This is a genomic window from Bradyrhizobium sp. S3.12.5, assembly GCF_040548225.1.
In the GTDB taxonomy this organism is placed as follows: Bacteria; Pseudomonadota; Alphaproteobacteria; order Rhizobiales; family Xanthobacteraceae; genus Bradyrhizobium; species Bradyrhizobium cytisi.
On record NZ_JBEPRF010000038.1, the window covers coordinates 26,791 to 49,782 of the forward strand.

Below are 22,992 nucleotides of genomic sequence, written 5' to 3' on the forward strand. Positions count from 1 at the left end.
ATATGGACGCCCCAAGATGTGTGGACGCTTCGTCATAACTTCGGCCCCCGCGGCTTTGCGGCAGCTGTTCGGCTATATCGAGCAGCCGAATTTCCCGCCCCGGTACAATGTCGCGCCGACGCAACCGGTACCGGTCGTCCTGGTCGAGAATGGCGCGCGCCATTTCCGCCTGATGCGCTGGGGTCTGCTGCCGGGCTGGGTCAGGGATCCCAAGGGCTTTACGCTCCTGATTAATGCCCGCTCCGAGACGGCGCTGGAGAAGCCCGCGTTCAAGAGAGCTATACGCCGGCGGCGCGGGCTGATCCCGGCCGACGGCTATTACGAATGGAAGTCCATCGACGGCCGCAAGCAGCCGTTCTTCATCCGTCACGCCGACGGTGCGCCGCTCGGTTTTGCCGCGGTGTTCGAGACCTGGGTCGGGCCGAACGGCGAGGAGCTCGATACGGTGGCGATCGTCACGGCGGCGGCTGGCGAGGATCTGGCCGCGCTGCATGACCGCGTGCCTGTCACCATCAGTCCGCGCGATTTCGAACGCTGGCTCGATTGCAGCAGTGACGAGGTCGATGCGATCCTGCCGCTGATGACGGCCCCGCGCCGCGGCGAATTCGCCTGGCACCCGGTCTCCACCCGCGTCAACCGTGTCGCCAATGACGACGAACAGCTGCTCTTGCCGATCAGCGCGGAAGAGATGGAAGCCGAGGCCGCGAAGCCGAAGAAGATCGCGCGGAAGGTTGCTGCTGCGTCCTCCGACGAGGGGCAGGGGTCGTTGTTTTAGGCGGTCCCCCTCTACACAATCTCCCGCGCCCGTAACGCCGCGATCTCCGCCGCATCGAACCCCAATTCGCCCAGCACCGAATCCGTATCCGCACCCAATTCCGGCGCCATCCGGTCCAGTCTGCCGCCGCCGTGCGCGAGCTTGAAGCCGCTGCCGGCAAAGCGCAGGCGGCCATAGGGCGTGTCGAGCTCCTGGATCGCGCCGCGCGCCTTGATCTGCGGATGGTCGATGACCTCCTCGACCTTCCAGATGCTGGCGCAGGGCGCGCCGGCGTCCTCCAGGATCGTCTCCCATTCGCGCGCAGGCTTTGCGGCAAGCGCCTCCTCGATGATGGCACGCAGCGCGGGCTCGTTCTCGTTGCGCGAAAACCAGTCGGCGAAACGCGGATCGGACAGCGTGTCCTCGCGGCCGAGTGCAGATATGAGCGCGCGGTATTGTTTTTCGTTGTTGACGGCGAGCAGGATGTAACCGTCGCCCGCCTTGAACAGATTGGCGGTGGTCTTGCGGCTCACCGCCTGGTTGCCCGAGAGCTGCTGGCGATGGCCGGCGACCGACCAGTCCGCGATCTGGCCGGAGAGAAACGCCATCGTCGCCTCCAGCATGGAGACGTCGATGAGCTGTCCCTTGCCGGTGCGGTCGCGCTGGTAGAGCGCGCTCGATACGCCAAAGGCGGCCGTTGCGCCCGAGAGAACGTCGCACACCGCAAAGCCGGCGCGAGTCGGCCCTGTTTCCGGATGCCCCGTGATCGCCATGATGCCCGAGAGCGCCTGCATCTTGCCGTCATAGCCGGGCCGCAGGCGATCCGGGCCGGTCTGGCCAAAACCTGACGCCGCGCAATAGATCAGCTTCGGATTGATCGCCGAGAGCGCCTCGTAGCCGATGCCGAGCTTGTCCATCACGCCGGGGCGGAAGTTTTCCATGACGACGTCGACGGTCGCGGCGAGCTTCTTCACGATCGCGACGGCGTCGGGCTTTTGCAGATCCAGCGTCAGGCTGCGCTTGTTGCCGTTGATGGCCTGGAAGGCCGGCGCCAGCCCGCGCCCCGCCCATTCGCGCGCGAGTGGCGTGCGGCGCATGTCCTCCCCCTCGCGCCGCTCGACCTTGATGACGTCGGCGCCCAGTAGCGCGAGCTGGTAGCTCGCATAGGGGCCGGCCAGCACTTGCGTGAAGTCCAGGATCTTCACGCCCTCGAACGGTCGCGTCACGTCTCTCTCCCCTCGTTGTTCTATTTTGTCGGAGGACGTCAGGCGGCGCGATTGCCGCGCGCGATCTCCTTCTGCTTGTCGAACTCGGCGCGGCGGCGTGCCAGCTCTTCGGGGCTCATTTGCGCGACGTTGTTGTAGTCGAGCTTCCAGGAGGCGTCCTCACTCCAGCGCAGCGGCGATTGCATCGTGGTCTGCGGCCCGCTCGCGGTCTCCAGTACTTTCAACGCCAGCTCCAGCGTCTGCGCTTGCGAAGCAATGTCGTGCGGCTTGCCGGCGGAATTGCCGAGCGGGAAGTCCGAGAACAAAAAGCGCGGCACGGCGGCGTGCTCGATGATGTCCTTCGCGCAGCCCATGATCACGGTCGGAATGCCGCCTGCCTCGAGATGCCGCGCCACCAGCGCGGTGGTCTGGTGGCAGACCGGGCAGTTCGGCACCAGCACGGCGGCGTCGACCTTGTCGGCGATGCAGCGCGCCAAAATCTCCGGCGCATCGGTGTCCAGCGTGACGCGATGGCTGCGATTGGTCGGCGCGCCGAAGAAGCGCCGACTCACCTCGCCGATGCGGCCGGCGGCACTGGCCTTCAAAAGCTGCGGCAGCGGAAACCAGGTGCCGTTGTCGGTCGCCGTGGTGTGCTTGCGGTCGTAGCCGATATGCGAGATGCGCAAATCGTGCTGCTTTGAGGTGTCGCCGTCATAGACCTGGTAAAACTTCGCGCTGCCATTATACGCCGCGCCCGGCCCCTGATCGCCTTTGGCCGGATCGTAGGGCGCCGCGGTCGTGATGATGGTGACGCGCGATTGCGCGAGCGGCTTCTTCAGCTTCTGGAACGGCGCCTCGGTATAGTGCGCCCAGCGATACGGCGTGACGTAGCCGATCGCGTTGTAATAGTCGCGCGTCCGCTGCATATATGGAACGGGGGAATCATAGTCGGGCGCAAAGCCGAATTCCTCGTCGCGCGGGGCAGACATGGGCGCGTCTCCTGGTTCTTGTTGAGGCCAGACTAGAGATAGTCCGCGGTTTGCTCAACAGGCGCCACGGCTGTGCAGGCCAGAATTGCCGCCCCGGCAGGGCTACCTGAAAATATGCAGCGCGGCGTATTGCAGCAGCATGATCGCCTTGGCGTCGATGATCCGCCCATTGGCGATCATCGCCAGTGCCTCGTCGATGCCAAGCTCCAGCACCTCGATGTCCTCGCCCTCGTGCTCGAGGCCGCCGCCATCGCTGACGCGCATTTCCGGCTCATATTCGGCGACGAAGAAATGCAGTTTTTCGGTCACCGCGCCGGGGCTCATGAAGGCCTCGAACACCTTGTGGACGTCGTGCAGGCGATAGCCGGTCTCCTCCTCGGCCTCGGCGCGGATGCGCACCTCGGGCAAGGCGTCGTCCAGCACGCCGGCGGCGGCCTCGATCAGGAGATCGTCGTAGCCGCGGATAAACGCCGGCAGGCGGAACTGGCGCACCAGGATCACACTGCGCAGGGCGCGATTGTAGGGCAGCACGGCGGCGGCATTGTCGCGCTCATAGGTTTCCCGGTGCTGCGTCTGCCACTCGCCATCGGCGCGCCGGTAGTCGAACGTGGTGTTCTTCAGGGGCGTCCAGCCGTCCGAGAGCACGCGGACCTCCTTGATGCGGACGCGATCGGAAATGGTCATGCTTCGATCTCAGTTGCTTGCCGTGGTCTCGCGGCCGTCGAGCCATTTCTGGAACATCACCGAGGTCGATTCCTCGAAGCCGAGCGATTGGTAGAACGCGTTGGCCTGCGCATTCTCGCGCCGGACCAGCAGCTGCAGTTTTGCGATGCCGGCTTGCCGCAGCCAGTCTTCGGCGGCTGCCATGATGACGCGGCCATGACCGCGCTTGCGGCCATCGGGGTCGACCGCGACGTAATAGACCCAGCCGCGATGGCCATCATGGCCGACCATGACGGTCGCAACGATCGCGCCGCCATCGCGGCCGATCAGGATCGTCGAGTTGTCGCGCCGCCGCGCCAGCGCGATATCGGCATGCGGGTCGTTCCACGGCCGCGTCAGGCCGCAGCGCTGCCACAGCGCGACCACCGGCTCGACATCGGCATCCTGGATGGCGTCGATCGTAAGGGCGGACACGCTCACAGCACTTTCCCCGGGTTCATGATGCCGTGCGGATCGAGCATCGCCTTGATTGCGCGCATCAGCTCGATCGCGGTCTTGTCCTTCACCTCTGGCAGCTCGTCGCGCTTGAGCACGCCGATGCCGTGCTCGGCCGAGATCGAGCCGCCCATCCGCAGCACGATCTCGAACACAACAGCGTTCATCTCGTGCCAGCACGCCAGGTAGTCCGCGGTGTTGGCGCCGATCGGCTGGCTGACATTGTAGTGCAGATTGCCGTCGCCGAGATGGCCGAACGGCACCGGCCGCGCGCCGGGGATCAGCTTCACCACGGCGGCGTTGGCCTCCTCGATGAAGGCGGGCACGGCGGCGACGGGAACGGAGATGTCGTGCTTGATCGAGCCGCCCTCGGGCTTCTGCGCCGACGACATCTCCTCGCGCAACTTCCAGAAGTTGCTGCGCTGGCTGAGATTGGCCGCGATCACGGCATCGTCGACGATTTCCTCCTCCATGGCGCGGGCGAGGATTGTCTCCAGCGGCGTGCGGGCGTCGTCGCCGGGAGAGGACAATTCCATCAGCACGTACCAGGGATGCTTCTCCGCAAGCGGATCGCGCACGTCGATGCCGTGGCGGACCGAGAAATCCACCGCCATCTCCGAGAGCAGCTCGAAGCTCGTCAAAGCATTGGCGGCCTCGCTCTGCGAGATCGTCAGCAGCTTCAGCGCCGCCGCCGGCGATTTCAGCCCGACATAGGCCGTCTCGACCGCCCGCGGCTTGGGAAACAGTTTTAATGTCGCCGCCGTGATGATGCCGAGCGTGCCTTCCGCGCCGATGAAGAGGTTGTGCAGATTGTAGCCGGTGTTGTCCTTCTTCAGCTTGGACAGCACGTTGAGCACGCGTCCGTCGGCGAGCACCACTTCCAGCCCCAGCGCCATCTCGCGCGCCACGCCATAGGCGAGTGCGGCGGTGCCGCCGGCATTGGTCGACAGATTGCCGCCGATGGTGCAGCTGCCTTCCGCGCCGAGCGACAACGGAAACAGCCGGTCCACATCGGATGCCTTCTGCTGCGCGACCTGCAGCACCACGCCTGCCTCGCAGGTCATGGTGTTGGAGGCGGTGTCGACCTCGCGGATCTTGTCGAGCCGGCGCAGCGACACCACCACCTCGCCGTTGTGCGGCGTCTGCCCGCCGACGAGCCCGGTGTTGCCGCCCTGCGGCACCAGCGCGATTTTATGCTCGGAGGCCAGCTTGCAGATCGCGGACACTTCCGCGGTCGAACCTGGCCGCAGCACCAGCGGCGAACGACCGTGGAACAGGTTACGCTCCTCGGTGACGTAGGCCTCGATGTCGACCGCATTGGTGATCGCGTGGCGCTCGCCGACGATCTTGCGGAATTGTTCGATCAGCTCGGGCGCAAGCGGAGGAGTGGCCGATTTATTGATGTTCATTGTTTCGTCTCTTGCTTCGCTCTTATCTCGCCACGGCAGCCCGGCGCAGCCGGTCGTTGATCGCCTCTCCCAGATCGTCTTCGGGGATCGTCATCACGGCAATCGCCCGCGGCCTCTTCGCATCGAGGGCGCGAAGATAGCCGAACAGATTGGCGGCGGCTTCATCGAGATCGCCGGCGGGCGACAAATTCATGACGGCTGACGCGGCGTCAAGGCCGGGCAGGCGCGCGGGGCCGAATGCCAGCAGCGCTTCACCCGGCGCCACCTCGCGCGCATCGAGCCGCACGGCCGCGCGCGGCGCGTAATGCGAGGCCATCATGCCCGGCGCCAGCGGCTGGCTGTCGTCGCTCCCGGCCTCCACCGGCGGCCGCACCAGGGCTGCGCCCAGGACGGCCTCGATCCGTTCGCGCGACAGCCCGCCCGGCCGCAGCAGCAGCGGCGCCTCGAAGCAGCCGACAATGGTCGATTCCACGCCCACCGCAACCGGTCCGCCGTCCACGATCAGGTCGATCCGCCCCGCAAGGTCACTCTCGACATGGGCGGCCAGCGTCGGGGAGACATGGCCGGAGATATTTGCCGACGGCGCCACCACGGCCCCGCCAAAGGCGCGTAAAATGGCTTCGGCCACCGGGTGGGCGGGAATGCGGATCGCGACGGTGTCGAGGCCCGCAGTGGCTAGATCGGCGACCGGACAACCATCCGTCTTCGGCACCACCAGCGTCAGCGGCCCCGGCCAGAACGCCTCGGCGAGCTTCAGGGCGCGCGCATCGAACCTCCCGATGCGCCGTGCAGCCGCGAGGTCCGCGACGTGGGCGATCAGCGGATTGAAGGCCGGCCGCCCCTTGGCGGCGTAGAGATGGGCGATCGCGGTCGCGTTCGCCGCGTCCGCGCCGAGCCCGTAGACCGTCTCGGTCGGAAACGCGACCAGTCCGCCGGCGGCCAAGGTCCGGGCGGCGGCTTCCGCGCCGGCCTGGCCGGCTGGTAAAATCGACGTTTCAAGACGCATTTTCACAGGGACAAAATTCCTCAGCTCGGCCGCTTGCGGTGCGTCAAACCCGACGCTATAAGCCGCCTTCTTGTCGGAGTGTGGCTCAGCCCGGTAGAGCACTGCGTTCGGGACGCAGGGGTCGCAGGTTCGAATCCTGCCACTCCGACCATTCTTCCAAAAATCGACGTTTTCCAGAGGCTTGGCGGACCGGCCGCCAGCGCCTCGGGAGCGTCTTTTTGCAACGATTTTCGAGGCGGGTCCACGGCCGATTTGGCCCTTGCAGGGGCGCTCGAGCGCGCGGCATGGCTTGAAAACGAGCTTTGCCTGAAGATCACCCTCACGTAGTCCGATTTCGGCAGGATTCCGCCGCACAGCGCGCGAACCAATCCGCTTCAGGACATTCGCTGCGCTCTACCAGGTGTTCATCCAAAGCAAACGGCGCGGCCAAGATAGCCGCGCCGCGTAACGTTGCGGTATCAGGCATCAGTACTCGTAGGGAGCGTAAGCCGGTGCGCCCCAGCCGGGCTCATCATATCCGTAACCGGGCCCCCGATAGCCGTAGGTGTTGGTCTGATGCCAGCCGCCGACGCGACGGCATTGGCCGACGCCAGCCATCAACTGGCCGCCGTTCATGGCCGGGCCGGCGGCGCCGACAGCGTCTCCGCTCGGCGGAGTGCACCAGCCCGGACCGCGTCCCGCGGCGAGGCTGGGGCTTGCGGTCGCGAGCGGCAAAACGGTGGCCACCAGTGCGGCCGCACTCAGAAGTTTCATACGTGTCATGGTTGTCTCCATGTCTCGGTTGGATAGGCATCAATCCCTGCTGCCTCCAGGCGTTCCCAGCGGAGCGGTCGCGATTTCGCGAGCAACAATGGTTTCGTCGGGTTTCGCGGAACGCCGTGATCCCTTGACGCGAGCGCGTGCCGCAAATGACGTCCGGCCAGTGTGGGTGCGCGACGAGTCCTGGAGACCTGTCGTTCGCCATCGGCGTCATGTCCCATTCCGAGGCAAGGTCGGCGATCTCGCGCGGCCAAATGCGCGCCGTCGCGGACGCGGAAGATTGTGGCCTCCGATCGCTCCAGTGGCGCGAGCGCCAAAGCCTTGCAGCCTCACCGGCTCCTCGGGGGCGGACATCATGTGAACTCTCCTTCACAACGCGAAGTGGTACGCGATGGTGAAGGCCATCGTCGCGCACAGGACCAGCGTGGAAACCGCGCCGGCCACACCGCGCGCAAGATGGGCTCGTGTCAGATGCCTGGTCATGATTTTGCTCCATGCTCTTCATGGAAATGGCGGGGGCTGCGCCTTGGTTCCTTGATCCATGGCGACGGGCGCGCGGCCGATCACGGATCCGTCGCGCCGACCGGGGTCTTACTTCCGCAGCAATTCCCGCAAGGCCGCCGTCGCCTCGGCGCAGCGGATGTCGTCGATCTCCCGCGACAGGCTGAGTGCGCTCGATCTCAGCTCTTCGACCTTCCAGCTCTCGGGATGCTGGCTTTCAAGCTGATTCAGGCGCTTGTTCAAATCGTCCAATCTGGACTGAAGCTGCCCGATGCTGGCGGCTCCATTCACGTTCCAAACGCGTTGTGCTCGCATCGTCGTTCCCCTGACTTGTCTCACGGCGTTGTGAGCAGGGTTCGTGGCCGCAATGGGCGTTCATTTTGTCCAGTCTTAGATTGCCGGGAACCGTTGCAGATTGGCAACGAAAGTTCCTGGAATGCTTGGATGGCCGCCGCACTTTCCGTTGTCGTTCCGGGACCTCACATTGCCCGGCGGGCAAAACACCGCAAAACCTGTCAACCTGCTTCCGGAAAGATATTCCGCTTTACCGAAATTCGGAATTGCGGCATACATCGAAACAGCCCGGCCCACGAAGAGGGGCGGTTCGCGAGTCGTTCGAAGCGCGGGCCGGGTTGCGGTGGACGCGGCAGCGTCGTGTACGAGAGGTCAAGGGCAGGGCGGATTGCTCTCCGTGAACCCGAGGCTTCGTGCGGACGAGCGGCGCTGTGTGCGTACGGCAAAACCGTGTGGTCCTGGCCGTCGTTGCTACGGTCAAGCTTTGGCGGATGCGGCATTGGCGTCAACCGGCGCGGTGTCGGCGACTTTCGCGAGGCGAGGGAGGCCAGAAGGAATTCGGCTCCCGGGAGAGCACGGCATAAGCCGTCAACCCACTGCGCAGGGAAGGCCGTGTGTTCGGCTTCACCTGTATGCCGCTGTGCAATTTCCTATTGCGCTACATGCGCACAGCGGACCGTGGGTGCGAGGTCAGCACCCGGCCTTCCCTGCGCCCTCTTTCATGAGGGTGTAACGGAGAGAGCATAGCTCGGGCGGAATATGCCGCGAGGATGCGAGCGTGTGTCTGCGATTGAGATGCGAGTTGGAAACCGCGATGCCGCACCTTGCTCCGTCATTGCGAGCGCAGCGAAGCAATCCAGACTGTCACTGCGGAAAGACCCTGGATTGCTTCGCTGCGCTCGCAATGACGAATGGAGAGAGCGGCGAGCTCAAATCTCTCACCGTCTCCTGAGGTGGACGGCAGAAACAGCGCGTGACCCTACACTTCCCGTCGGCTCAAGAACGCCAGCCGCTCGAACAGATGCACGTCCTGCTCGTTCTTCAGCAGCGCGCCGTGGAGCGGCGGAATCAATTTGCGCGGGTCGCGCTCGCGCAGTTGCTCGACGCTCATGTCCTCGTTGAGCAGCAGCTTGAGCCAGTCGAGCAGCTCCGACGTCGACGGCTTCTTCTTCAGGCCGGGCACCTCGCGGACCTCGAAGAAGATGCGCAGTGCTTCCTCGACCAGGCGCTTCTTGATGCCGGGGAAGTGGACGTCGACGATGCGGCCCATCGTGTCGGCGTCGGGGAACTTGATGTAGTGGAAGAAGCAGCGGCGCAGGAAGGCGTCCGGCAGCTCCTTCTCGTTGTTGGAGGTGATCATCATGATCGGGCGCTGCTTCGCCTTGATCGTCTCGCCGGTCTCGTAGACATGGAATTCCATGCGGTCGAGCTCGAGCAGCAGGTCGTTGGGAAATTCGATGTCGGCCTTGTCGATCTCGTCGATCAGCAGCACCGGGCGCTGCTCCGCCGCGAAGGCGTCCCACAGCTTGCCGCGCCTGATGTAGTTCTTGATGTCCGAAACACGCGCGTCGCCGAGCTGGCTGTCGCGCAGGCGCGACACCGCGTCGTATTCGTAGAGACCCTGCTGCGCCTTGGTGGTGGACTTGATGTGCCACGTCAGAAGCGGCGCGTTCAGCGCCTTCGCCACTTCCTCGGCCAGCACCGTCTTGCCGGTGCCGGGCTCGCCCTTGATGAGCAGCGGGCGCTCCAGCACGATCGAGGCATTGACGGCGACCTTGAGATCATCGGTCGCAACATAGTCCTTGGTGCCGGTAAATTTCATCGCGCGTCCTTGTTGGTCGTCGGCCCCGGCATTGCCGTGGTCCAACAAAAGGAACGGCCGCTCGTGGCGGCCGTTCCTGGTTCGGTCAGGCTTTCAGACCCGTTTTATCAGCGAAAGGATGACGAGCACAATCACCGCACCGACCGTGGCGTCAATGATGGCGCCCAGCGTGCCGGTCGCCAGCGCGATGCCGAGCTGCGGCAGCACCCAGCCCGCCACCAGCGCGCCGATGATGCCGACGACGATGTTGCCGATCAGCCCAAATCCCGCTCCGTGGACAATCTTGCCGGCAAGCCAGCCGGCGATCGCGCCAATGATGAGCGCTGCGAGAATACCCATTGCAAACGTCCCCAAAACAACCCTGAGAGGCGGTCAATTCTAGAGCAAAAAGCCCACCGGTCCAGCGTGCAGCGCCGGTCTCCGCCCCTTGACGTCGGCCACCCGACGGGCAATCTGTCACCCATGTTCCTGCAATTCTTTACGTCTCTGCGCGATGCGCAGGTCCCCGTGACGCTGCGCGAATACCTCACGTTGATGGAGGCGCTCGACGCTGATCTGTCGGACTATTCGGTCGAGAATTTCTATTATCTGTCGCGCACCTCACTGGTGAAGGACGAGCGCAACCTCGACAAGTTCGACCGCGTCTTCGGCACGGTGTTCAAGGGGCTGGAAAGCCTGCTCGACGCCATGGAGAAAGCTGAGATCCCCGAGGAGTGGCTGAAGAAGCTCGCCGAGAAATACCTCAGCGAGGACGAGAAGAAGCAGATCGAGGCCATGGGCTGGGACAAGCTCATGGAGACCTTGAAGAAGCGGCTCGAGGAGCAGAAGGGCCGGCACCAGGGCGGCTCGAAATGGATCGGCACCGCCGGCACTTCGCCGTTCGGCGCGCATGGTTACAATCCCGAAGGCGTTCGTATCGGCCAGGAGAAGAACCGCAACAACCGTGCCGTGAAGGTGTGGGACAAGCGCGAGTTCAAAGACCTCGACGGTAATGTCGAGCTCGGCATTCGCAACATCAAGGTGGCGCTGCGCCGCCTGCGCAAGTTCGCGCGCACCGGTGCGCCGGATGAGCTCGATCTCGACACCACCATCCGCGAGACCGCCAATCACGGCTATCTCGACGTCCACATGCGCCCTGAAAGGCGCAATGCGGTGAAGCTGCTGGTGTTCTTCGACATCGGCGGCTCCATGGATTCGCATATCGAGCAGGTCGAGGAGCTGTTCTCGGCGGCGAAGAGCGAGTTCAAGCACATGGAGTATTTCTACTTCCACAACTGCCTCTATGAAGGCGTGTGGAAGCAGAACAAGCGCCGCTTCACCGATCGCACGCCGACCTGGGATGTGCTGCATAAATATCCACACGACTACAAGGTCGTGTTCGTCGGCGACGCCTCGATGTCGCCTTACGAGATCATGGTGCCCGGTGGCTCGGTCGAGCACGTCAACGAGGAGCCCGGCTCGGTCTGGCTCGATCGCATCATCCGTACCTATCCGCATTCGGTGTGGCTCAACCCGGTTGCGCAGAAGCACTGGGACTATTCGGAATCGACCACCATCATCAAACGCATCTTCGCCAACCGCATGTTCCCGATCACGATCGAGGGACTTGAGGGAGCGATGAAGGAATTGACGCACTAGCTGCACGCGCGGCCGACAGGAGGGAGAGCTACATGCCCCAAAACATCACCCGCGGCATCCAGGCGCTGATCGACGAGGCCAATAGTGAGATCGAGACGCTCACCGCCAGGGACGCCATCGAGATCTCCAAGAACGGCGACGTCGTCATTGTCGACATCCGCGACCCCCGCGAGATCGAGCGCGACGGCCGTATCCCCGGCGCGTTCTCCTGTACGCGCGGCATGCTCGAATTCTGGATCGATCCGCAGAGCCCGTATGCGAAGCCGATCTTCCAGGAAGACAAGAAGTTCGTGTTCCACTGCGCCGGCGGCCTGCGCTCCGCGCTCGCGGCCAAGACCGCAAAGGACATGGGCCTCAAGCCCGTCGCCCACATCGCCGGCGGCTACGCGGCCTGGCGCGATGCCGGCGGCCCGACGGAGCAGTGGGAGCCGAAGAAGAAGGGGTGAGGAAAACACCTCCCTCACCACACACTCCGTCATGCCCGGGCTTGACCCGGGCATCCACGTCTTTGCTGCGACGAAGAACGTGGATGGCCGGGACAAGCCCGGCCATGACGACTGGAACAACTGCCGGAGCATGCAATGACCACCGACCCCCTCGTCTCCACCGAATGGCTCGCCGCCCACATCAACGATGCCAACGTCAAAGTGCTCGACGCCAGCTTCAAGCTGCCGGGCGTGCTGCCGCTGCCGAAGGATGACTATCTCGCCGCGCATCTGCCGGGCGCGGTGTTCTTCGACGTCGATGCGGTGTCTGACCATTCCAACCCGCTGCCGCACATGTATCCGAGCGCCGGGCAGTTCGGCCACGATGTCGGGAATCTCGGCATCTCCAATGCCGATACCGTCGTGCTCTACGATGCCGGCGGCTGGGTCGCTGCGCCGCGCGCGTGGTGGATGTTTTTGGCGTTCGGCCACAGCAATGTGCGCATCCTCAATGGCGGCCTGAAGAAGTGGCGCGCCGAGGGGCGTCCGGTCGAGAGCGGCGAGGTGAAGCCGAAGCCTGCAAGCTTCAAGGCGAGCTACGATCCGAAGCGCGTGCGCAGCATGCAGCAGCTGATCGCCAATGTCGAAAGCCGCGCCGAGCAGGTGATCGACGCCCGCGCCGCCGATCGCTTCGAAGGCCGCGCGCCCGAGCCGCGCGCGGGCATCCGCTCCGGTCACATCCCCGGTGCGCGCAACGTGCCTTACAATCAGCTGTTCGATGCCGCGACCGGCACGATGAAGCCGCTCGAGGAGCTTCGCGCCGCCTTCACCGGCGCCGGTGTCAAGCTCGATGCGCCGATCGTGACGAGCTGCGGCTCCGGCGTGTCGGCCGGCGTGCTGACGCTCGCGCTCTATCGCCTCGGGATGACCGACACCGCACTCTATGACGGCTCGTGGTCGGAATGGGGCCAGGAGAAAGGCCCGCCGATCGCGACAGGGCCGGCCTAAGGTCAGCGCGTGCGCGTGGCGGTCGTGGCGAGCGTCTGCTGCTGCTGCTGTTGGCCGAACGGATCGAGTGATCGTTGTAACTGCTGAGGCGGCGGACGCCGTACGATGCGGTGACGCTTCTTCGGCTTGTGCGCGCGCGGCTTGCTCGCTTGCGTCGCGCTGCCGGCTTTGGACTTCGTCGGCGCGAGGTCGTTCAGCGCAGCCACCCTGGCTGCTGCAATGTCGCTCACGCGCGATGCCAGCGCCGGTGTCGCGGTTCGCGGCACGTCGGTGGCGCTCATCGCCGGGGCCGGCGTCGTGGTGGTGATGGAAGCACTCGTGTCGGCCAGGGTGTGTGTGTCGGCGGGCGCAGGAGCCGCAGCCTGGGTCTCGGCTTGCTCAGGGGCTGGGACCTCGGTGACGGGCGCAGCCGGCTCTGCGGGCGACGCGACGGCGATCTGAGGCTCAGGCTGAGGCTCAGGCTGGACCTTGGCCTCGAGCGTCACTGCGGCCATCTGCTCGGGCCCGGTCTCGACCGCGGGCAGACCGATGCTCGGGACCTGGTCCTGCATTGCGGGCGCCGCCTCGTTGGCATCAGGTGCGACCGGCTCCACGCGGAGCGCCGCGAGCACCGGCAGGGCCGGCTCGGAGGCTTGCGCGAACACCTGCTCCTGCGGGCCGCTCCGCCAGGACGGGTTGCTGACATACTGCTCGTGGCTCGCCCGCAGCAGTGAGGCGGCTCCCAGGCCGAACACCAGGATGGAGGCAGACAGCAGGATCGCGGCAAGCAGGAAGCGAAAGCCGGGAAGCATTGACGGGTTACGAATTCCGCCCCGGCGGCTGGCCAGGGCCCACGAGCCATCTGAACGCGGTGACGATACTGATTGCCGCGTTCGCCACGCTGGATCCGAGCTCAAATCGGTGGCGAATCAGGCTGATTCGACCATATCGCAACGTCTCCGCGCCGTTCCGTAAAAATCGGGCTGATAACTCCGGCAATCTACGGCGCGATGCGATTTCCATCCCCGTGATGCAACGGAGCAACTGTGTGCGATTGCATCACAAATCGCTAAATCAGGCACAAATCAGCCTGCCATGTCTTGAATGTGCCGCTATCTTCGGTCATGTGGCCGTTAACGGCTCGGTCGGGGCCCGGGGGCTATACAAGAGCGATGATGATCAAACATTTTCTGACGATATGCGCTGCCGCAACAGTCGCTGCGGCGGGAACCTCGCTCGCACAGGCCCAGAGCTATCCGGTTCAGCAGGCGCCGAGCTACGGCGCTCCGGCCGAATATCGGCCCGGCGACCGCACCCCGAATTTCGACGCGCTGGAGGATGACGACGACGCGATGCCGCAGGCCTCGCTGCCGCCGCCGGGTCCGGCTGACGATCCGCGCTACGGCCGCCCGGCCGGCGCTCCCCCGGTCTATTCGGCTGCCCCGCCGCAGGGTCCGGTGATGTCGCCCGATGATCCGCGTTACGGCCGTCCGGCTGGCGCTCCGCCCGTCTATTCCGCCGCGCCGCCGCAGGGCCCGGTGATGTCACCCGATGATCCCCGCTACGGCCGCCCTGCCGGCCCGCCCGCGGTAATCTATGCCGACCGTCCGGGTCAGGCGCCCGCCAGTGATGGCATGCGTCCGCCGGAAGCCGTTGGTGGCCCGGCCGCGACCGGAGCGGTGTCGCCGCAGCCCGGTGCCGGTGGCCGGCCGATGTCGGTGGCGTCACTGCCGCCCGAGGAGCAGCCTGACGCAGCACCGGCGCAGCTGGCGGCGAACCTGCGCCGCCAGGAAGTCGCGTTCCAGACCAAGGAGCCGGCTGGCACCATCGTGGTCGATACTCCGAACACCTACCTCTATTACGTCCTCGGCAATGGCCGTGCGATCCGCTACGGCGTCCGCGTCGGCCGCGACGGCTTCACCTGGACCGGCGTGCAGAAGATCACCCGCAAGGCCGAGTGGCCGGATTGGCATCCGCCGGTGGAAATGATCGAGCGCCAGCCCTATCTGCCGCGCTTCATGGCCGGCGGCGAAGGCAATCCGCTCGGTGCCCGCGCCATGTATCTTGGCTCGACCGTCTATCGCATCCACGGCACCAACCAGCCTTCGACGATCGGCAAGTTCGTCTCCTCCGGCTGTATCGGCATGCTGAATGAGGACGTCTCGGATCTGTTCGACCGCGCCAAGGTCGGGACCCGCGTGGTGGTGATGCAGGGTAGTCCGCCGCCGGGCACCGCGACTGCGTCGGCCGCGCCTGCGCCCGGTCCCGCTCCGATGGCCGCCCAGGCAGGTCCGGTCCCCGGCACGCAGCCGACGGTGGTGCCGCCGCTGCCCGCACCGGTCACCGTGCGCTAAGCGCTACGCGACAATTGAGATCGAGAAGGGCATGCCATCGGCACGCCCTTCGTCGTTCGAGATCTGCGTCGCTTCAGGCGAGCTTGCGCGGCAGCTCATTACCCTCAGTGAAGGCGTCGATCGCCTCGACCATCTGGCCGTAATGGATACGCAGGCCGTCCTCGGTCGCGTAGCCGAGATGCGGCGTCAGCACGAGATTGTCGAGCTTGCGGAAGGGATGGTCGACCGGCAGCGGCTCGACCGAGAACACGTCGATGCCGGCGCCCGCGATCTTCCGTTGCTGCAAGGCTTCGAGCAGCGCCTGCTCGTCCACGATCGGCCCGCGCGCAGTGTTGACGAGGAAGGCGGTCGGCTTCATCCGCGCGAGGTCCGCGCGGCTGACGAGGCCGCGTGAGCGGTCGCTCAGCACCACATGGATGGTGACGATATCGGCCTTGGCGAACAGCTCCTCCTTGGTGGCGTAGCCGACGCCGACCGCCGCGCACTTCTCCGGCGTGAGGTTGGGGCTCCAGGCGATCACGTTCATGCCGAATGTCTTGGCGATGCCGGCCATCTTGGTGCCGAGCTTGCCGAGGCCGACGATGCCGAGCGTGAGGCCCTCGATCTCGACGCCGGCAAAAGTCTGCCAGGGCTCGCCCGCATGCATGCGCGCATTCTCGCGGCCGATGCCGCGGGTCAGCTCCAGGATCAGGCCCATGGTGAGCGGCGCGGTCGGATCGCGGGAATATTGCGTGCCGCCGATGACGACGCCGCGCGCCTTCGCGGCCTCGATGTCGATCGCGGCATTGCGCATTCCGGAGGTAAGCAGCAGCTTCAGCCTCGGCAACTTGTCGAACAGGCTCCTAGGGAACGCGGTGCGCTCACGCATCGCGCATACGATCTCGAAATCGGCCAGCGCGCTGGCTGCGGCCTGCTCCGAGGCAAAGGGATGGCCGAACACGGTGACATCGACTCGGTCGGATAGTTTCGCCCAGTCGGCGACGTCGAGGGCGAGGTTGAAATAGTCGTCGAGAATTGCACAGCGCAGCCGCGTCATCAGCGTTCATCCATGGCGAGAGGTGGCGGCGTCAGTCGGAGGGGCGCCACCGTCGGAACCGGGCCATGGTTGCGCGCAATCATGCTTGCGTGCAAGCAGTCTGGGTCTTCAAAAATCCGGAGGCAAAATCCGAGAGAGAGCGGCGGCTCAGACCTTGCGGGGCTTCAGCCGGATCGGCGCATCCATGCCGTGCTTGGCGCGCCAGGCAGGGCCGGGGCCGCGCATGTAGTGCAGTTCGGGCCTGTAGGGGTTGAAGGCCGTGGCGAAGAAGCGCTTCCAGAAGCCCTTGATCTCCGAGACGAGCGCAGAGGTGCGGCCGGCTTGTGCCGGAACAGGAAGGGAATGGGTCTCGATCAGAGCCATGATGGGCCTCGCTGTGCTCCCCGTTCATTCTGAGCGGGTGGCGCTGTTGCCGCGCGAAACCGAGCTTTGGCCTGCTTTATTAAAAAATGGTTTCAATTGTCCGGATCGGGATCCGGATGGTGTCTGCCCAGTATTCATCCGTGGTGAACGGAGGGAAAACATTGCCCTTTGGGGGCGGGATCGTTACATCGGCAGCAAGCAAATATCCTCAAATTGAAGGTTTCACGGGACCGATGGCGCGCCAATTTGTCTACTTCATGGACGGCCTGACCAAGAGCTACCCGACCCGCAAGGTGCTCGACAATATCCGCCTGAGCTTTTACCCGGATGCCAAGATCGGCGTTCTCGGCGTCAACGGCTCCGGTAAGTCGACCCTACTCAAGATCATGGCGGGCCTGGACAAGGAGTACACCGGCGAGGCCTGGGTCGCCGAGGGCGCGCGCGTCGGCTATCTCGAGCAGGAGCCGCACCTCGATCCGACGCTGTCCGTGCGCGAGAACGTCATGCTGGGCGTCGCCAAGCAGAAGGCCATCCTCGATCGCTACAATGAGCTGGCGATGAATTATTCCGAGGAGACCGCCGACGAGATGACCAAGCTGCAGGACGAGATCGAGGCCCAGGGCCTCTGGGATCTCGACAGCAAGGTCGACCAGGCCATGGACGCGCTGCGCTGCCCGCCCGACGATGCCGACGTCACGAAACTCTCCGGCGGTGAGCGCCGCCGCGTCGCGCTGTGCAAGCTATTGCTCGACCAGCCGGAGCTGCTGCTGCTGGACGAACCGACCAACCATCTCGACGCCGAGTCGGTGTCGTGGCTCGAAGGCCATCTGCGCAGCTATCCCGGCGCGATCCTGATCGTCACCCACGATCGCTATTTCCTCGACAACGTCACGAGCTGGATCCTCGAGCTCGATCGCGGCAAGGGCATTCCCTACGAGGGCAACTATTCGTCCTGGCTGGTGCAGAAGCAGAAGCGGCTCGAGCAGGAAGGCCGCGAGGACGCCGCGCACCAGAAGACGATTGCACGCGAGCAGGAATGGGTGGCCTCTTCGCCGAAGGCACGTCAGGCCAAGTCGAAGGCGCGCTACCAGCGCTATGAGGATCTGCTCAAGCAGGCGAGCGAGAAGCAGACCCAGACCGCGCAGATCATCATTCCCGTGGCCGAGCGGCTCGGCGCCAATGTCGTGGATTTCGAGGCCCTCAGCAAAGGCTATGGCGATCGCCTGCTGATCGACGATCTCACCTTCAAGCTGCCGCCCGGCGGCATCGTCGGCGTGATCGGGGCGAACGGCGCCGGCAAGACCACGTTGTTCAAGATGATCACCGAGCAGGAGCAGCCGGACAAGGGCACCATCACGGTCGGGGAGACCGTGCATCTCGGTTATGTCGACCAGTCGCGCGACGCGCTCGACGGCAGCAAGAACGTGTGGGAGGAGATCTCCGGCGGCAACGAGCTGATCCTGCTCGGCAAGAAGGAAGTCAACTCGCGCGGCTATTGCTCCTCGTTCAACTTCAAGGGCGCCGACCAGCAGAAGAAGGTCGGTGCGCTCTCCGGTGGTGAGCGCAACCGCGTCCATCTCGCCAAGATGCTGAAGTCCGGCGCCAACGTGCTGCTGCTCGACGAACCGACCAACGACCTCGACGTCGACACGCTGCGCGCGCTCGAAGAGGCGCTGGAGGATTTCGCCGGCTGCGCCGTCATCATCAGCCATGATCGCTGGTTCCTCGACCGCATCGCCACCCACATCCTGTCCTTCGAAGGCGACAGCCACGTCGAGTGGTTCGAAGGCAACTTCCAGGATTACGAAAAGGACAAGATGCGCCGGCTCGGCCAGGACAGCGTCATTCCGCACCGCGTGAAGTACAAGAAGCTGACGCGGTGACTGCGTGATGATGCGGCGGGCGCTCATCGCTGCGGTGATCGTGATCACCTGTGGCTGGTCGTCCGCCCAGGCCGCCGATGCAGCCTTCACGCAATTCATCGCCTCGCTCTGGCCGGAAGCGCAAGAGGCCGGCGTCTCGCGCGCGACGTTCGATCAACAGACGCGCGGGCTCGAGCCGGATTACAAGCTGCCTGATCTGATCCTGCCCGGGCGGCCCGCGACCGGCGCGCCATCGCAGGCCGAGTTCGTGCAGGTGCCGGCGGACTATGTCAGGGAAGGCTCGATTGCGAATCTCGCGGGCGAGGGGCAGCGGTTGCTGCAGAAATACAATGCCGCGCTGACGAAGATCGAGAAAAATTCCGGCGTGCCGGCCACCGTCATGCTCGCGATCTGGGGCCGCGAGACCGACTACGGCCGCTACACGCTGCCCTACGATCTCGTTCGCGTGCTGGCGACGCAGGCCTATGTCGGCCGGCGCAAGGACACCTATCGCAACGAGTTCATCCTCTCGCTGAAGATCCTCGGCGAGGGCGTGGTGACGCGCAAGGACATGCGCTCGTCCTGGGCCGGCGCCACCGGGCTCACGCAGTTCCTGCCGTCCGAATATTACAAGCACGGCGTCGATTTCGACGGCGACGGCCGCATCGACATCTGGCACTCGGTGCCGGATGCGCTGGCCTCGGCCGCGCAGCAGCTCGTCAACAAGGGCTGGCAGGGCGGTGTGCGCTGGGCCTATGAGGTGAAGGCGCCGGCGAAGGTCGACTGCACCACGGGCGTGCCCGAGGTGACGAAGCCGATCGGCCAATGGCTGCGTGAAGGCTTTGCGCCGGTGCGCGGCGAGCGGCTCAGCGCGGCCGAGCAGGCGCAGCCGGCATCACTGCTCCAGCCGGAGGGCATCTATGGTCCGGCGTTCCTGACCACGAAGAACTACTTCGTCATCAAGGAATACAATTTCTCCGATCTCTATGTGCTGTTCGTCGGTCATCTCAGCGACCGCATGACGAGCCCGCTCCCGTTCGCGACGCCGTGGTCCGCGTCGAAGCAATTGCGCACCAGGGACGTCGAGACGATGCAGCGCGGGCTGACGCGCGCCGGGCTCTATAGGGACAAGATCGACGGCAAGGCCGGCATGCAGACGCGCGCAGCTCTCGGCGCCTATCAGAAGTCGGCCGGGCTCAAGGTCGATTGCTGGCCGAGCGAAGAGGTGCTGCGTTCGATCCAGGCGGCGCGCTAACAAAGCCGCCAAAAAAGAAAAAGCCCGGCCGATGGTCGCGGCCGGGCTTCGATCGCGGCGCTCATGAGCGCCTTGCGATCAGATCAGTAGCAGACGCGAACCGGACGAACGGTCCAGCCATAGCCGTCCCAATAGCGCTGGCGCTGCCAGTAGCAGGGCGGGGGCGGCGGGCCGGGCTCGGCCACGTACACCGGTCCGCCGTAAGCGGGACGGCTCGACGCGATGGCGCCGCCGATGATCGCGCCGCCGAGCAGGCCGGCCGCGATGCCGACACCGACGCCGTCATGGGCCTGCGCGGACGGCGTGGCAGTCACCAGCGAACCGGCGACCGTCGCAACCGTGAGGGCGGCAACAATAGTCTTCTTCATGCTCTTGGCTCTCCTGGGAGATGGACGCACCTCGTTAGGAGCGTCCGGGTTTGAAAGGTTCACGCACACGCTGATGGAATTGGCCTTGCAGCTAGGAAGCGCGCAAATGGTCAATCCACGGTAAACGCACACAGAGCTGTGACGAGAAAAAGCGGTCTTTTTCGGGCCCGGAGATGAACGGCGCATCCGTAGTGAACCGGCTCAACCCGGCCGACTGAATCGAACCGGCGCTAACGCGCCTCAGCCACAGACTCGGACGCGACGGATGCGCCAGGCGTAGCCGTCCCAGAAGCGCTGCTTCTGCCAGACACAGCCATCGCCGTAATAGTCGTCGGCGACGTAGCCGGGACCCGGCGCGTAATAGCGGGGCGGATAGTAGCCGGGGCCGTAGCCCGGACCATACGCGTAGCCGGGACCTGGTCCGTAATAATACGGAGAGGCTAGCGCGCCACCGACGATGGCGCCGCCGATGATCCCGGCAGCGACGCCGGCAGCGACACCACGCTGTGCATGGGCCGGCATACCTGCAGCCAAAACCAAGGTGGCGGCGGCAGCGACCGCCATAAGCGACTTCTTCATTTGGGCGACCTTTCACAGCGAATGCGGAACTCTTGCGGCCAAAGTTCCATACTTCGTTTGAACGATCAATGAACGGCGCATCGGCCGGGTGCGACCAATTGGTAGAAATGGCCGATTTCATGCCTGGGAGGCGAACATGAACATCCTGACCAATGCCCTGATCGCCGTCGCGGCCGTCGGCGTGGTCGGCTATGCCCTGATGAGCCATTTACAGAGCCGCGCCCCACGCCCGCGCGCCCGGGCAGGCGGCGACGGCGGAAGCGATACTTATTCGGATACCACGAATGAGGGCGTCTCGCTCGGAAGCTGGTTCTCCAGCGACAGTTCCGGAAGCTCAACCGACAGCGGAGGCTGCTCCACGAGCGATAGCGGCGGGGGTGGAGATTGCGGAGGCGGGAGCGATGGTGGGGGAGGCGGGAGCAGCGATTAGGCCCGATCAGACATCATCTTGATCCAGCGCAACTCTCTATTTAGAGCCGTTCTAGGCCTGTTTCCGGGCCAGTTTGGAATAGCTTGAAATACCGGTTTTTCCTTTTGCATCCGGACGGCTCCTTAAATATCGATGATGGCGCATCACCGAAGGGCCTACCGCTTCCATGATCGTTTGTTCCTGTAACGTGCTGAGCGATGACGACATCCGCGCCGCCGTCGCCGAGTCCGACGATGCCGTGCGTCATGCCAAGCAGATCTATGGATGCCTCGGCTGCAGCGCCGAATGCGGCCGCTGCGCCCGCACCATCAAGACCATTATCGACGAAGCGCTCGGCCCCTGTGCCAAGTCGTGCTGCTCCGGCTGTCCGCACAGCCACACCGTGGCCGCCAATGACGAGGCGGCCCAGCCTGCCCAGTTCGCCCTCGCGGCCTGCTGAAAACTTCCGCAAATTTGGCTGAGCTTTCCCCGGCCGCGTCTCCGTAGCCGGTTGCCCTCGCTCGTAAACTCATTTAGAAGCGTTCTAAACTCGGTTTAGGGCCGATTTGGACTGCAAGAGCTGGAGTGAACCATGCAGGGCGACGCAAAAGTTATCGACTATCTCAACAAGGCGCTGCGTCACGAACTGACTGCGATCAACCAGTACTGGCTGCACTACCGCTTTCTCGACAATTGGGGTCTCCGCGACATGGCCAAGGTCTGGCGCAAGGAGTCCATCGAGGAGATGGAGCACGCCGACAAGCTCACTGAGCGGATTTTGTTCTTCGACGGCTTCCCGAACATGCAGGTGCTCGATCCCCTGCGCATCGGTCAGAACGTCAAGGAGATCATCGAGTGCGATCTCGCCGCCGAGATGAGCGCGCGGGCGCTCTACCAGGAGGCGGCGACCTACTGCCACAGCGTCAAGGACTACGTCACGCGCGACCTGTTCGAGAAGCTGATGAGCGACGAGGAGCATCACATCGACTTCCTCGAAACCCAGCTCGATCTGATCGGCCGCATCGGCCTCGAGCTCTACACCCAGAAGCACGTCGGCGGGCTCGAGGGCGAGGGACACTAAGCTCCGGCGGCAGCCGCGCACTCCAGCGTCGTCCCGGCGAAGGCCGCGACGACGCTGTGATCTAGAGCTGCGTCTTGTAGCGCTCTTCCACGATCTCCTGGCTCTCCGGCTCGCCGAGGCTGGTCTGGTCGTGGATGACCTGGCTGATGCTCGGCATCACCGAGCGCTGCACCTTCTCCGGCGCCCAGAGCTTTGAGCGCATCAGCGCCTTGCCGCAGTGGAAATAAACTTCGTTGACAGCAACGCTCAGCACCACGCGCGGCGGCTTGCCGAACTCGACCATCGAAGCGAGCAAATCCGGGTCGGCCGACAGCGCGCCGCGCCCGCCGACGCGCAGCGTCTCGTCGATGCCCGGCACAAAGAACAGCAGATGCACGAAGCCCGAGCCCTCGACGACGTTGCGGAAACTGTCGATGCGGTTGTTGCCGGCACGGTCGGGCATCAGTAGTTGATTGGGGCCGGCGACGTGGACGAAGCCGATGCTGCCGCCGCGCGGCGAGGCGTCGACGCTGCCGTCGGTGCCTGATGTCGCGAGCACGCAGAACGGCGACATCTCGATGAACTTCTTCGCATGCACGTCGATCGCGGGACGCGCCTTTGCGATCACGCGCGGGGTCGGCTTCGCATAGATGGTGGCGAGGTCTTCGGCGCAAAGGTCGGTCAACGGCATGCCTCCAGATCGGTTCGGCGTCAAACTACCTGATCGGGCCATGTCCGCCAACGATATCTATCTTAAGA

General features: G+C 64.7%; 27 protein-coding genes and 1 tRNA gene. 12 read left to right on the forward strand and 16 right to left on the reverse strand.

Going from position 1 to position 22,992, the window contains the following annotated elements; translation table 11 throughout:
- Nucleotides 1-16: 16 nt before the first annotated feature.
- A complete protein-coding gene (locus ABIC09_RS35635) occupies nt 17-775 on the forward strand; it encodes an SOS response-associated peptidase (RefSeq protein ID WP_354112178.1) in 759 nt (252 codons plus the stop codon).
- 11 nt (nt 776-786) lie between these two features.
- Here the strand turns inward: ABIC09_RS35635 and ABIC09_RS35640 are convergent, their stop codons facing one another.
- The 6 genes from ABIC09_RS35640 to ABIC09_RS35665 all read right to left on the reverse strand — a co-directional run bounded on the left by ABIC09_RS35640 (nt 787) and on the right by ABIC09_RS35665 (nt 6,521).
- Nucleotides 787-1,980, reverse strand: a complete 1,194-nt coding sequence (locus ABIC09_RS35640) for a CaiB/BaiF CoA transferase family protein (protein ID WP_354112179.1) — start codon at nt 1,978-1,980, stop codon at nt 787-789.
- A 38-nt stretch (nt 1,981-2,018) separates the two neighbouring features.
- Nucleotides 2,019-2,948 carry a glycine/sarcosine/betaine reductase selenoprotein B family protein gene (locus tag ABIC09_RS35645; RefSeq protein ID WP_354112180.1) on the reverse strand — a complete coding sequence of 310 codons (930 nt, stop codon included), beginning with the start codon at nt 2,946-2,948 and terminating at the stop codon, nt 2,019-2,021.
- 102 nt (nt 2,949-3,050) lie between these two features.
- Nucleotides 3,051-3,632 (reverse strand): NUDIX hydrolase, encoded by a 582-nt coding sequence (locus tag ABIC09_RS35650; RefSeq protein WP_354112181.1) that lies wholly within the window; start codon nt 3,630-3,632, stop codon nt 3,051-3,053.
- 9 nt (nt 3,633-3,641) lie between these two features.
- The gene (locus tag ABIC09_RS35655; protein WP_354112196.1) at nt 3,642-4,085 is read right to left on the reverse strand and encodes a GNAT family acetyltransferase; all 444 of its coding nucleotides are present in this window, start codon (nt 4,083-4,085) and stop codon (nt 3,642-3,644) included.
- Nucleotides 4,086-4,087: 2 nt separating this feature from the next.
- Nucleotides 4,088-5,515: an FAD-binding oxidoreductase gene (locus ABIC09_RS35660; protein ID WP_354112182.1), complete on the reverse strand. Its 1,428-nt coding sequence runs from the start codon at nt 5,513-5,515 to the stop codon at nt 4,088-4,090.
- 22 nt (nt 5,516-5,537) lie between these two features.
- Nucleotides 5,538-6,521, reverse strand: coding sequence for an L-threonylcarbamoyladenylate synthase (locus tag ABIC09_RS35665; protein ID WP_354033808.1), 984 nt, complete (start codon nt 6,519-6,521; stop codon nt 5,538-5,540).
- A gap of 74 nt (nt 6,522-6,595) precedes the next feature.
- Here ABIC09_RS35665 and ABIC09_RS35670 point away from each other — a divergent pair.
- Nucleotides 6,596-6,672 (forward strand) — tRNA-Pro (locus ABIC09_RS35670).
- Between the two features lie 314 nt (nt 6,673-6,986).
- Here the strand turns inward: ABIC09_RS35670 and ABIC09_RS35675 are convergent.
- From ABIC09_RS35675 to ABIC09_RS35690, 4 genes are all read right to left on the reverse strand, one after another.
- Entirely contained in the window at nt 6,987-7,283 is a 297-nt protein-coding gene (locus ABIC09_RS35675; protein ID WP_354083526.1) for a hypothetical protein, read from the reverse strand.
- Nucleotides 7,284-7,871: 588 nt separating this feature from the next.
- On the reverse strand, nt 7,872-8,024 hold the full coding sequence (locus ABIC09_RS35680; protein WP_246229774.1) for a hypothetical protein: 153 nt from the start codon (nt 8,022-8,024) through the stop codon (nt 7,872-7,874).
- Between the two features lie 1,030 nt (nt 8,025-9,054).
- Entirely contained in the window at nt 9,055-9,897 is an 843-nt protein-coding gene (locus tag ABIC09_RS35685) for an AAA family ATPase (protein WP_354112183.1), read from the reverse strand.
- Between the two features lie 93 nt (nt 9,898-9,990).
- Entirely contained in the window at nt 9,991-10,236 is a 246-nt protein-coding gene (locus ABIC09_RS35690; RefSeq protein WP_148750602.1) for a GlsB/YeaQ/YmgE family stress response membrane protein, read from the reverse strand.
- A gap of 123 nt (nt 10,237-10,359) precedes the next feature.
- Here ABIC09_RS35690 and ABIC09_RS35695 point away from each other — a divergent pair, with 123 nt between their 5' ends.
- From ABIC09_RS35695 to sseA, 3 genes are all read left to right on the forward strand, one after another.
- Entirely contained in the window at nt 10,360-11,535 is a 1,176-nt protein-coding gene (locus tag ABIC09_RS35695; RefSeq protein WP_354037295.1) for a vWA domain-containing protein, read from the forward strand.
- Between the two features lie 32 nt (nt 11,536-11,567).
- Nucleotides 11,568-11,981: a rhodanese-like domain-containing protein gene (locus ABIC09_RS35700; protein ID WP_148750600.1), complete on the forward strand. Its 414-nt coding sequence runs from the start codon at nt 11,568-11,570 to the stop codon at nt 11,979-11,981.
- 135 nt (nt 11,982-12,116) lie between these two features.
- Complete coding sequence (gene sseA / locus ABIC09_RS35705; protein ID WP_354112184.1) at nt 12,117-12,968, forward strand: 3-mercaptopyruvate sulfurtransferase; 852 nt, start codon at nt 12,117-12,119, stop codon at nt 12,966-12,968.
- 2 nt (nt 12,969-12,970) lie between these two features.
- On the opposite strand, the gene ABIC09_RS35710 is transcribed toward sseA, so the two are convergent.
- Nucleotides 12,971-13,759 (reverse strand): hypothetical protein, encoded by a 789-nt coding sequence (locus tag ABIC09_RS35710; RefSeq protein ID WP_354112185.1) that lies wholly within the window; start codon nt 13,757-13,759, stop codon nt 12,971-12,973.
- Between the two features lie 363 nt (nt 13,760-14,122).
- Here ABIC09_RS35710 and ABIC09_RS35715 point away from each other — a divergent pair, with 363 nt between their 5' ends.
- Nucleotides 14,123-15,301, forward strand: a complete 1,179-nt coding sequence (locus tag ABIC09_RS35715; protein WP_354112186.1) for a L,D-transpeptidase — start codon at nt 14,123-14,125, stop codon at nt 15,299-15,301.
- A 73-nt stretch (nt 15,302-15,374) separates the two neighbouring features.
- Here ABIC09_RS35715 and ABIC09_RS35720 read toward each other — a convergent pair whose 3' ends face one another.
- Both ABIC09_RS35720 and ABIC09_RS35725 read right to left on the reverse strand, forming a co-directional pair.
- Nucleotides 15,375-16,337, reverse strand: coding sequence for a D-2-hydroxyacid dehydrogenase family protein (locus ABIC09_RS35720; RefSeq protein WP_354112187.1), 963 nt, complete (start codon nt 16,335-16,337; stop codon nt 15,375-15,377).
- Between the two features lie 147 nt (nt 16,338-16,484).
- Nucleotides 16,485-16,700, reverse strand: coding sequence for a hypothetical protein (locus ABIC09_RS35725; protein ID WP_148750594.1), 216 nt, complete (start codon nt 16,698-16,700; stop codon nt 16,485-16,487).
- On the opposite strand from ABIC09_RS35725, the gene ABIC09_RS35730 reads away from it, so the two are divergent.
- The 3 genes from ABIC09_RS35730 to ABIC09_RS35740 are packed head-to-tail and all read left to right on the forward strand — an operon-like array spanning nt 16,699 to nt 19,817.
- Nucleotides 16,699-16,917 (forward strand): hypothetical protein, encoded by a 219-nt coding sequence (locus ABIC09_RS35730; RefSeq protein ID WP_354112188.1) that lies wholly within the window; start codon nt 16,699-16,701, stop codon nt 16,915-16,917. The two genes, ABIC09_RS35725 and ABIC09_RS35730, sit on opposite strands and share 2 nt — an antisense overlap.
- A 16-nt stretch (nt 16,918-16,933) precedes the next feature.
- Nucleotides 16,934-18,583 (forward strand): energy-dependent translational throttle protein EttA, encoded by a 1,650-nt coding sequence (ettA, locus tag ABIC09_RS35735; RefSeq protein WP_354112189.1) that lies wholly within the window; start codon nt 16,934-16,936, stop codon nt 18,581-18,583.
- 7 nt (nt 18,584-18,590) lie between these two features.
- Entirely contained in the window at nt 18,591-19,817 is a 1,227-nt protein-coding gene (locus ABIC09_RS35740; RefSeq protein ID WP_354037303.1) for a lytic murein transglycosylase, read from the forward strand.
- An 83-nt stretch (nt 19,818-19,900) separates the two neighbouring features.
- On the opposite strand, the gene ABIC09_RS35745 is transcribed toward ABIC09_RS35740, so the two are convergent.
- Both ABIC09_RS35745 and ABIC09_RS35750 read right to left on the reverse strand, forming a co-directional pair.
- Nucleotides 19,901-20,185: a hypothetical protein gene (locus tag ABIC09_RS35745; protein ID WP_148750590.1), complete on the reverse strand. Its 285-nt coding sequence runs from the start codon at nt 20,183-20,185 to the stop codon at nt 19,901-19,903.
- A 240-nt stretch (nt 20,186-20,425) separates the two neighbouring features.
- Complete coding sequence (locus ABIC09_RS35750; protein WP_354037304.1) at nt 20,426-20,764, reverse strand: hypothetical protein; 339 nt, start codon at nt 20,762-20,764, stop codon at nt 20,426-20,428.
- 136 nt (nt 20,765-20,900) lie between these two features.
- On the opposite strand from ABIC09_RS35750, the gene ABIC09_RS35755 reads away from it, so the two are divergent.
- The 3 genes from ABIC09_RS35755 (at nt 20,901) to bfr (ending at nt 22,254) form a co-directional block, all read left to right on the forward strand.
- Entirely contained in the window at nt 20,901-21,194 is a 294-nt protein-coding gene (locus ABIC09_RS35755) for a hypothetical protein (RefSeq protein WP_148750588.1), read from the forward strand.
- A gap of 166 nt (nt 21,195-21,360) precedes the next feature.
- The gene (locus tag ABIC09_RS35760) at nt 21,361-21,633 is read left to right on the forward strand and encodes a (2Fe-2S)-binding protein (protein ID WP_148750587.1); all 273 of its coding nucleotides are present in this window, start codon (nt 21,361-21,363) and stop codon (nt 21,631-21,633) included.
- Nucleotides 21,634-21,765: 132 nt separating this feature from the next.
- Nucleotides 21,766-22,254, forward strand: a complete 489-nt coding sequence (gene bfr / locus ABIC09_RS35765; protein ID WP_148750586.1) for a bacterioferritin — start codon at nt 21,766-21,768, stop codon at nt 22,252-22,254.
- Between the two features lie 61 nt (nt 22,255-22,315).
- Here bfr and ABIC09_RS35770 read toward each other — a convergent pair whose 3' ends face one another.
- Nucleotides 22,316-22,918, reverse strand: a complete 603-nt coding sequence (locus ABIC09_RS35770) for an MSMEG_1061 family FMN-dependent PPOX-type flavoprotein (RefSeq protein ID WP_354112190.1) — start codon at nt 22,916-22,918, stop codon at nt 22,316-22,318.
- Between the last annotated feature and the right edge of the window lie 74 nt (nt 22,919-22,992).

Bases quoted from the DNA above. Each gene is read 5' to 3' on its own strand.
- ABIC09_RS35720 (WP_354112187.1), bottom strand. From the start codon at position 16,337: ATGACGCGGCTGCGCTGTGCAATTCTCGACGACTATTTCAACCTCGCC.
- ABIC09_RS35675 (WP_354083526.1), bottom strand. From the start codon at position 7,283: ATGACACGTATGAAACTTCTGAGTGCGGCCGCACTGGTGGCCACCGTT.
- ABIC09_RS35635 (WP_354112178.1), top strand. From the start codon at position 17: ATGTGTGGACGCTTCGTCATAACTTCGGCCCCCGCGGCTTTGCGGCAG.
- ABIC09_RS35715 (WP_354112186.1), top strand. From the start codon at position 14,123: ATGATCAAACATTTTCTGACGATATGCGCTGCCGCAACAGTCGCTGCG.
- ABIC09_RS35750 (WP_354037304.1), bottom strand. From the start codon at position 20,764: ATGAAGAAGTCGCTTATGGCGGTCGCTGCCGCCGCCACCTTGGTTTTG.
- ABIC09_RS35690 (WP_148750602.1), bottom strand. From the start codon at position 10,236: ATGGGTATTCTCGCAGCGCTCATCATTGGCGCGATCGCCGGCTGGCTT.
- ettA (WP_354112189.1), top strand. From the start codon at position 16,934: ATGGCGCGCCAATTTGTCTACTTCATGGACGGCCTGACCAAGAGCTAC.
- ABIC09_RS35650 (WP_354112181.1), bottom strand. From the start codon at position 3,632: ATGACCATTTCCGATCGCGTCCGCATCAAGGAGGTCCGCGTGCTCTCG.
- sseA (WP_354112184.1), top strand. From the start codon at position 12,117: ATGACCACCGACCCCCTCGTCTCCACCGAATGGCTCGCCGCCCACATC.
- ABIC09_RS35685 (WP_354112183.1), bottom strand. From the start codon at position 9,897: ATGAAATTTACCGGCACCAAGGACTATGTTGCGACCGATGATCTCAAG.
- ABIC09_RS35760 (WP_148750587.1), top strand. From the start codon at position 21,361: ATGATCGTTTGTTCCTGTAACGTGCTGAGCGATGACGACATCCGCGCC.
- ABIC09_RS35745 (WP_148750590.1), bottom strand. From the start codon at position 20,185: ATGAAGAAGACTATTGTTGCCGCCCTCACGGTTGCGACGGTCGCCGGT.
- ABIC09_RS35755 (WP_148750588.1), top strand. From the start codon at position 20,901: ATGAACATCCTGACCAATGCCCTGATCGCCGTCGCGGCCGTCGGCGTG.
- ABIC09_RS35730 (WP_354112188.1), top strand. From the start codon at position 16,699: ATGATGGGCCTCGCTGTGCTCCCCGTTCATTCTGAGCGGGTGGCGCTG.
- ABIC09_RS35695 (WP_354037295.1), top strand. From the start codon at position 10,360: ATGTTCCTGCAATTCTTTACGTCTCTGCGCGATGCGCAGGTCCCCGTG.
- ABIC09_RS35710 (WP_354112185.1), bottom strand. From the start codon at position 13,759: ATGCTTCCCGGCTTTCGCTTCCTGCTTGCCGCGATCCTGCTGTCTGCC.
- ABIC09_RS35700 (WP_148750600.1), top strand. From the start codon at position 11,568: ATGCCCCAAAACATCACCCGCGGCATCCAGGCGCTGATCGACGAGGCC.
- ABIC09_RS35645 (WP_354112180.1), bottom strand. From the start codon at position 2,948: ATGTCTGCCCCGCGCGACGAGGAATTCGGCTTTGCGCCCGACTATGAT.
- bfr (WP_148750586.1), top strand. From the start codon at position 21,766: ATGCAGGGCGACGCAAAAGTTATCGACTATCTCAACAAGGCGCTGCGT.
- ABIC09_RS35740 (WP_354037303.1), top strand. From the start codon at position 18,591: ATGATGCGGCGGGCGCTCATCGCTGCGGTGATCGTGATCACCTGTGGC.
- ABIC09_RS35665 (WP_354033808.1), bottom strand. From the start codon at position 6,521: ATGCGTCTTGAAACGTCGATTTTACCAGCCGGCCAGGCCGGCGCGGAA.
- ABIC09_RS35660 (WP_354112182.1), bottom strand. From the start codon at position 5,515: ATGAACATCAATAAATCGGCCACTCCTCCGCTTGCGCCCGAGCTGATC.
- ABIC09_RS35725 (WP_148750594.1), bottom strand. From the start codon at position 16,700: ATGGCTCTGATCGAGACCCATTCCCTTCCTGTTCCGGCACAAGCCGGC.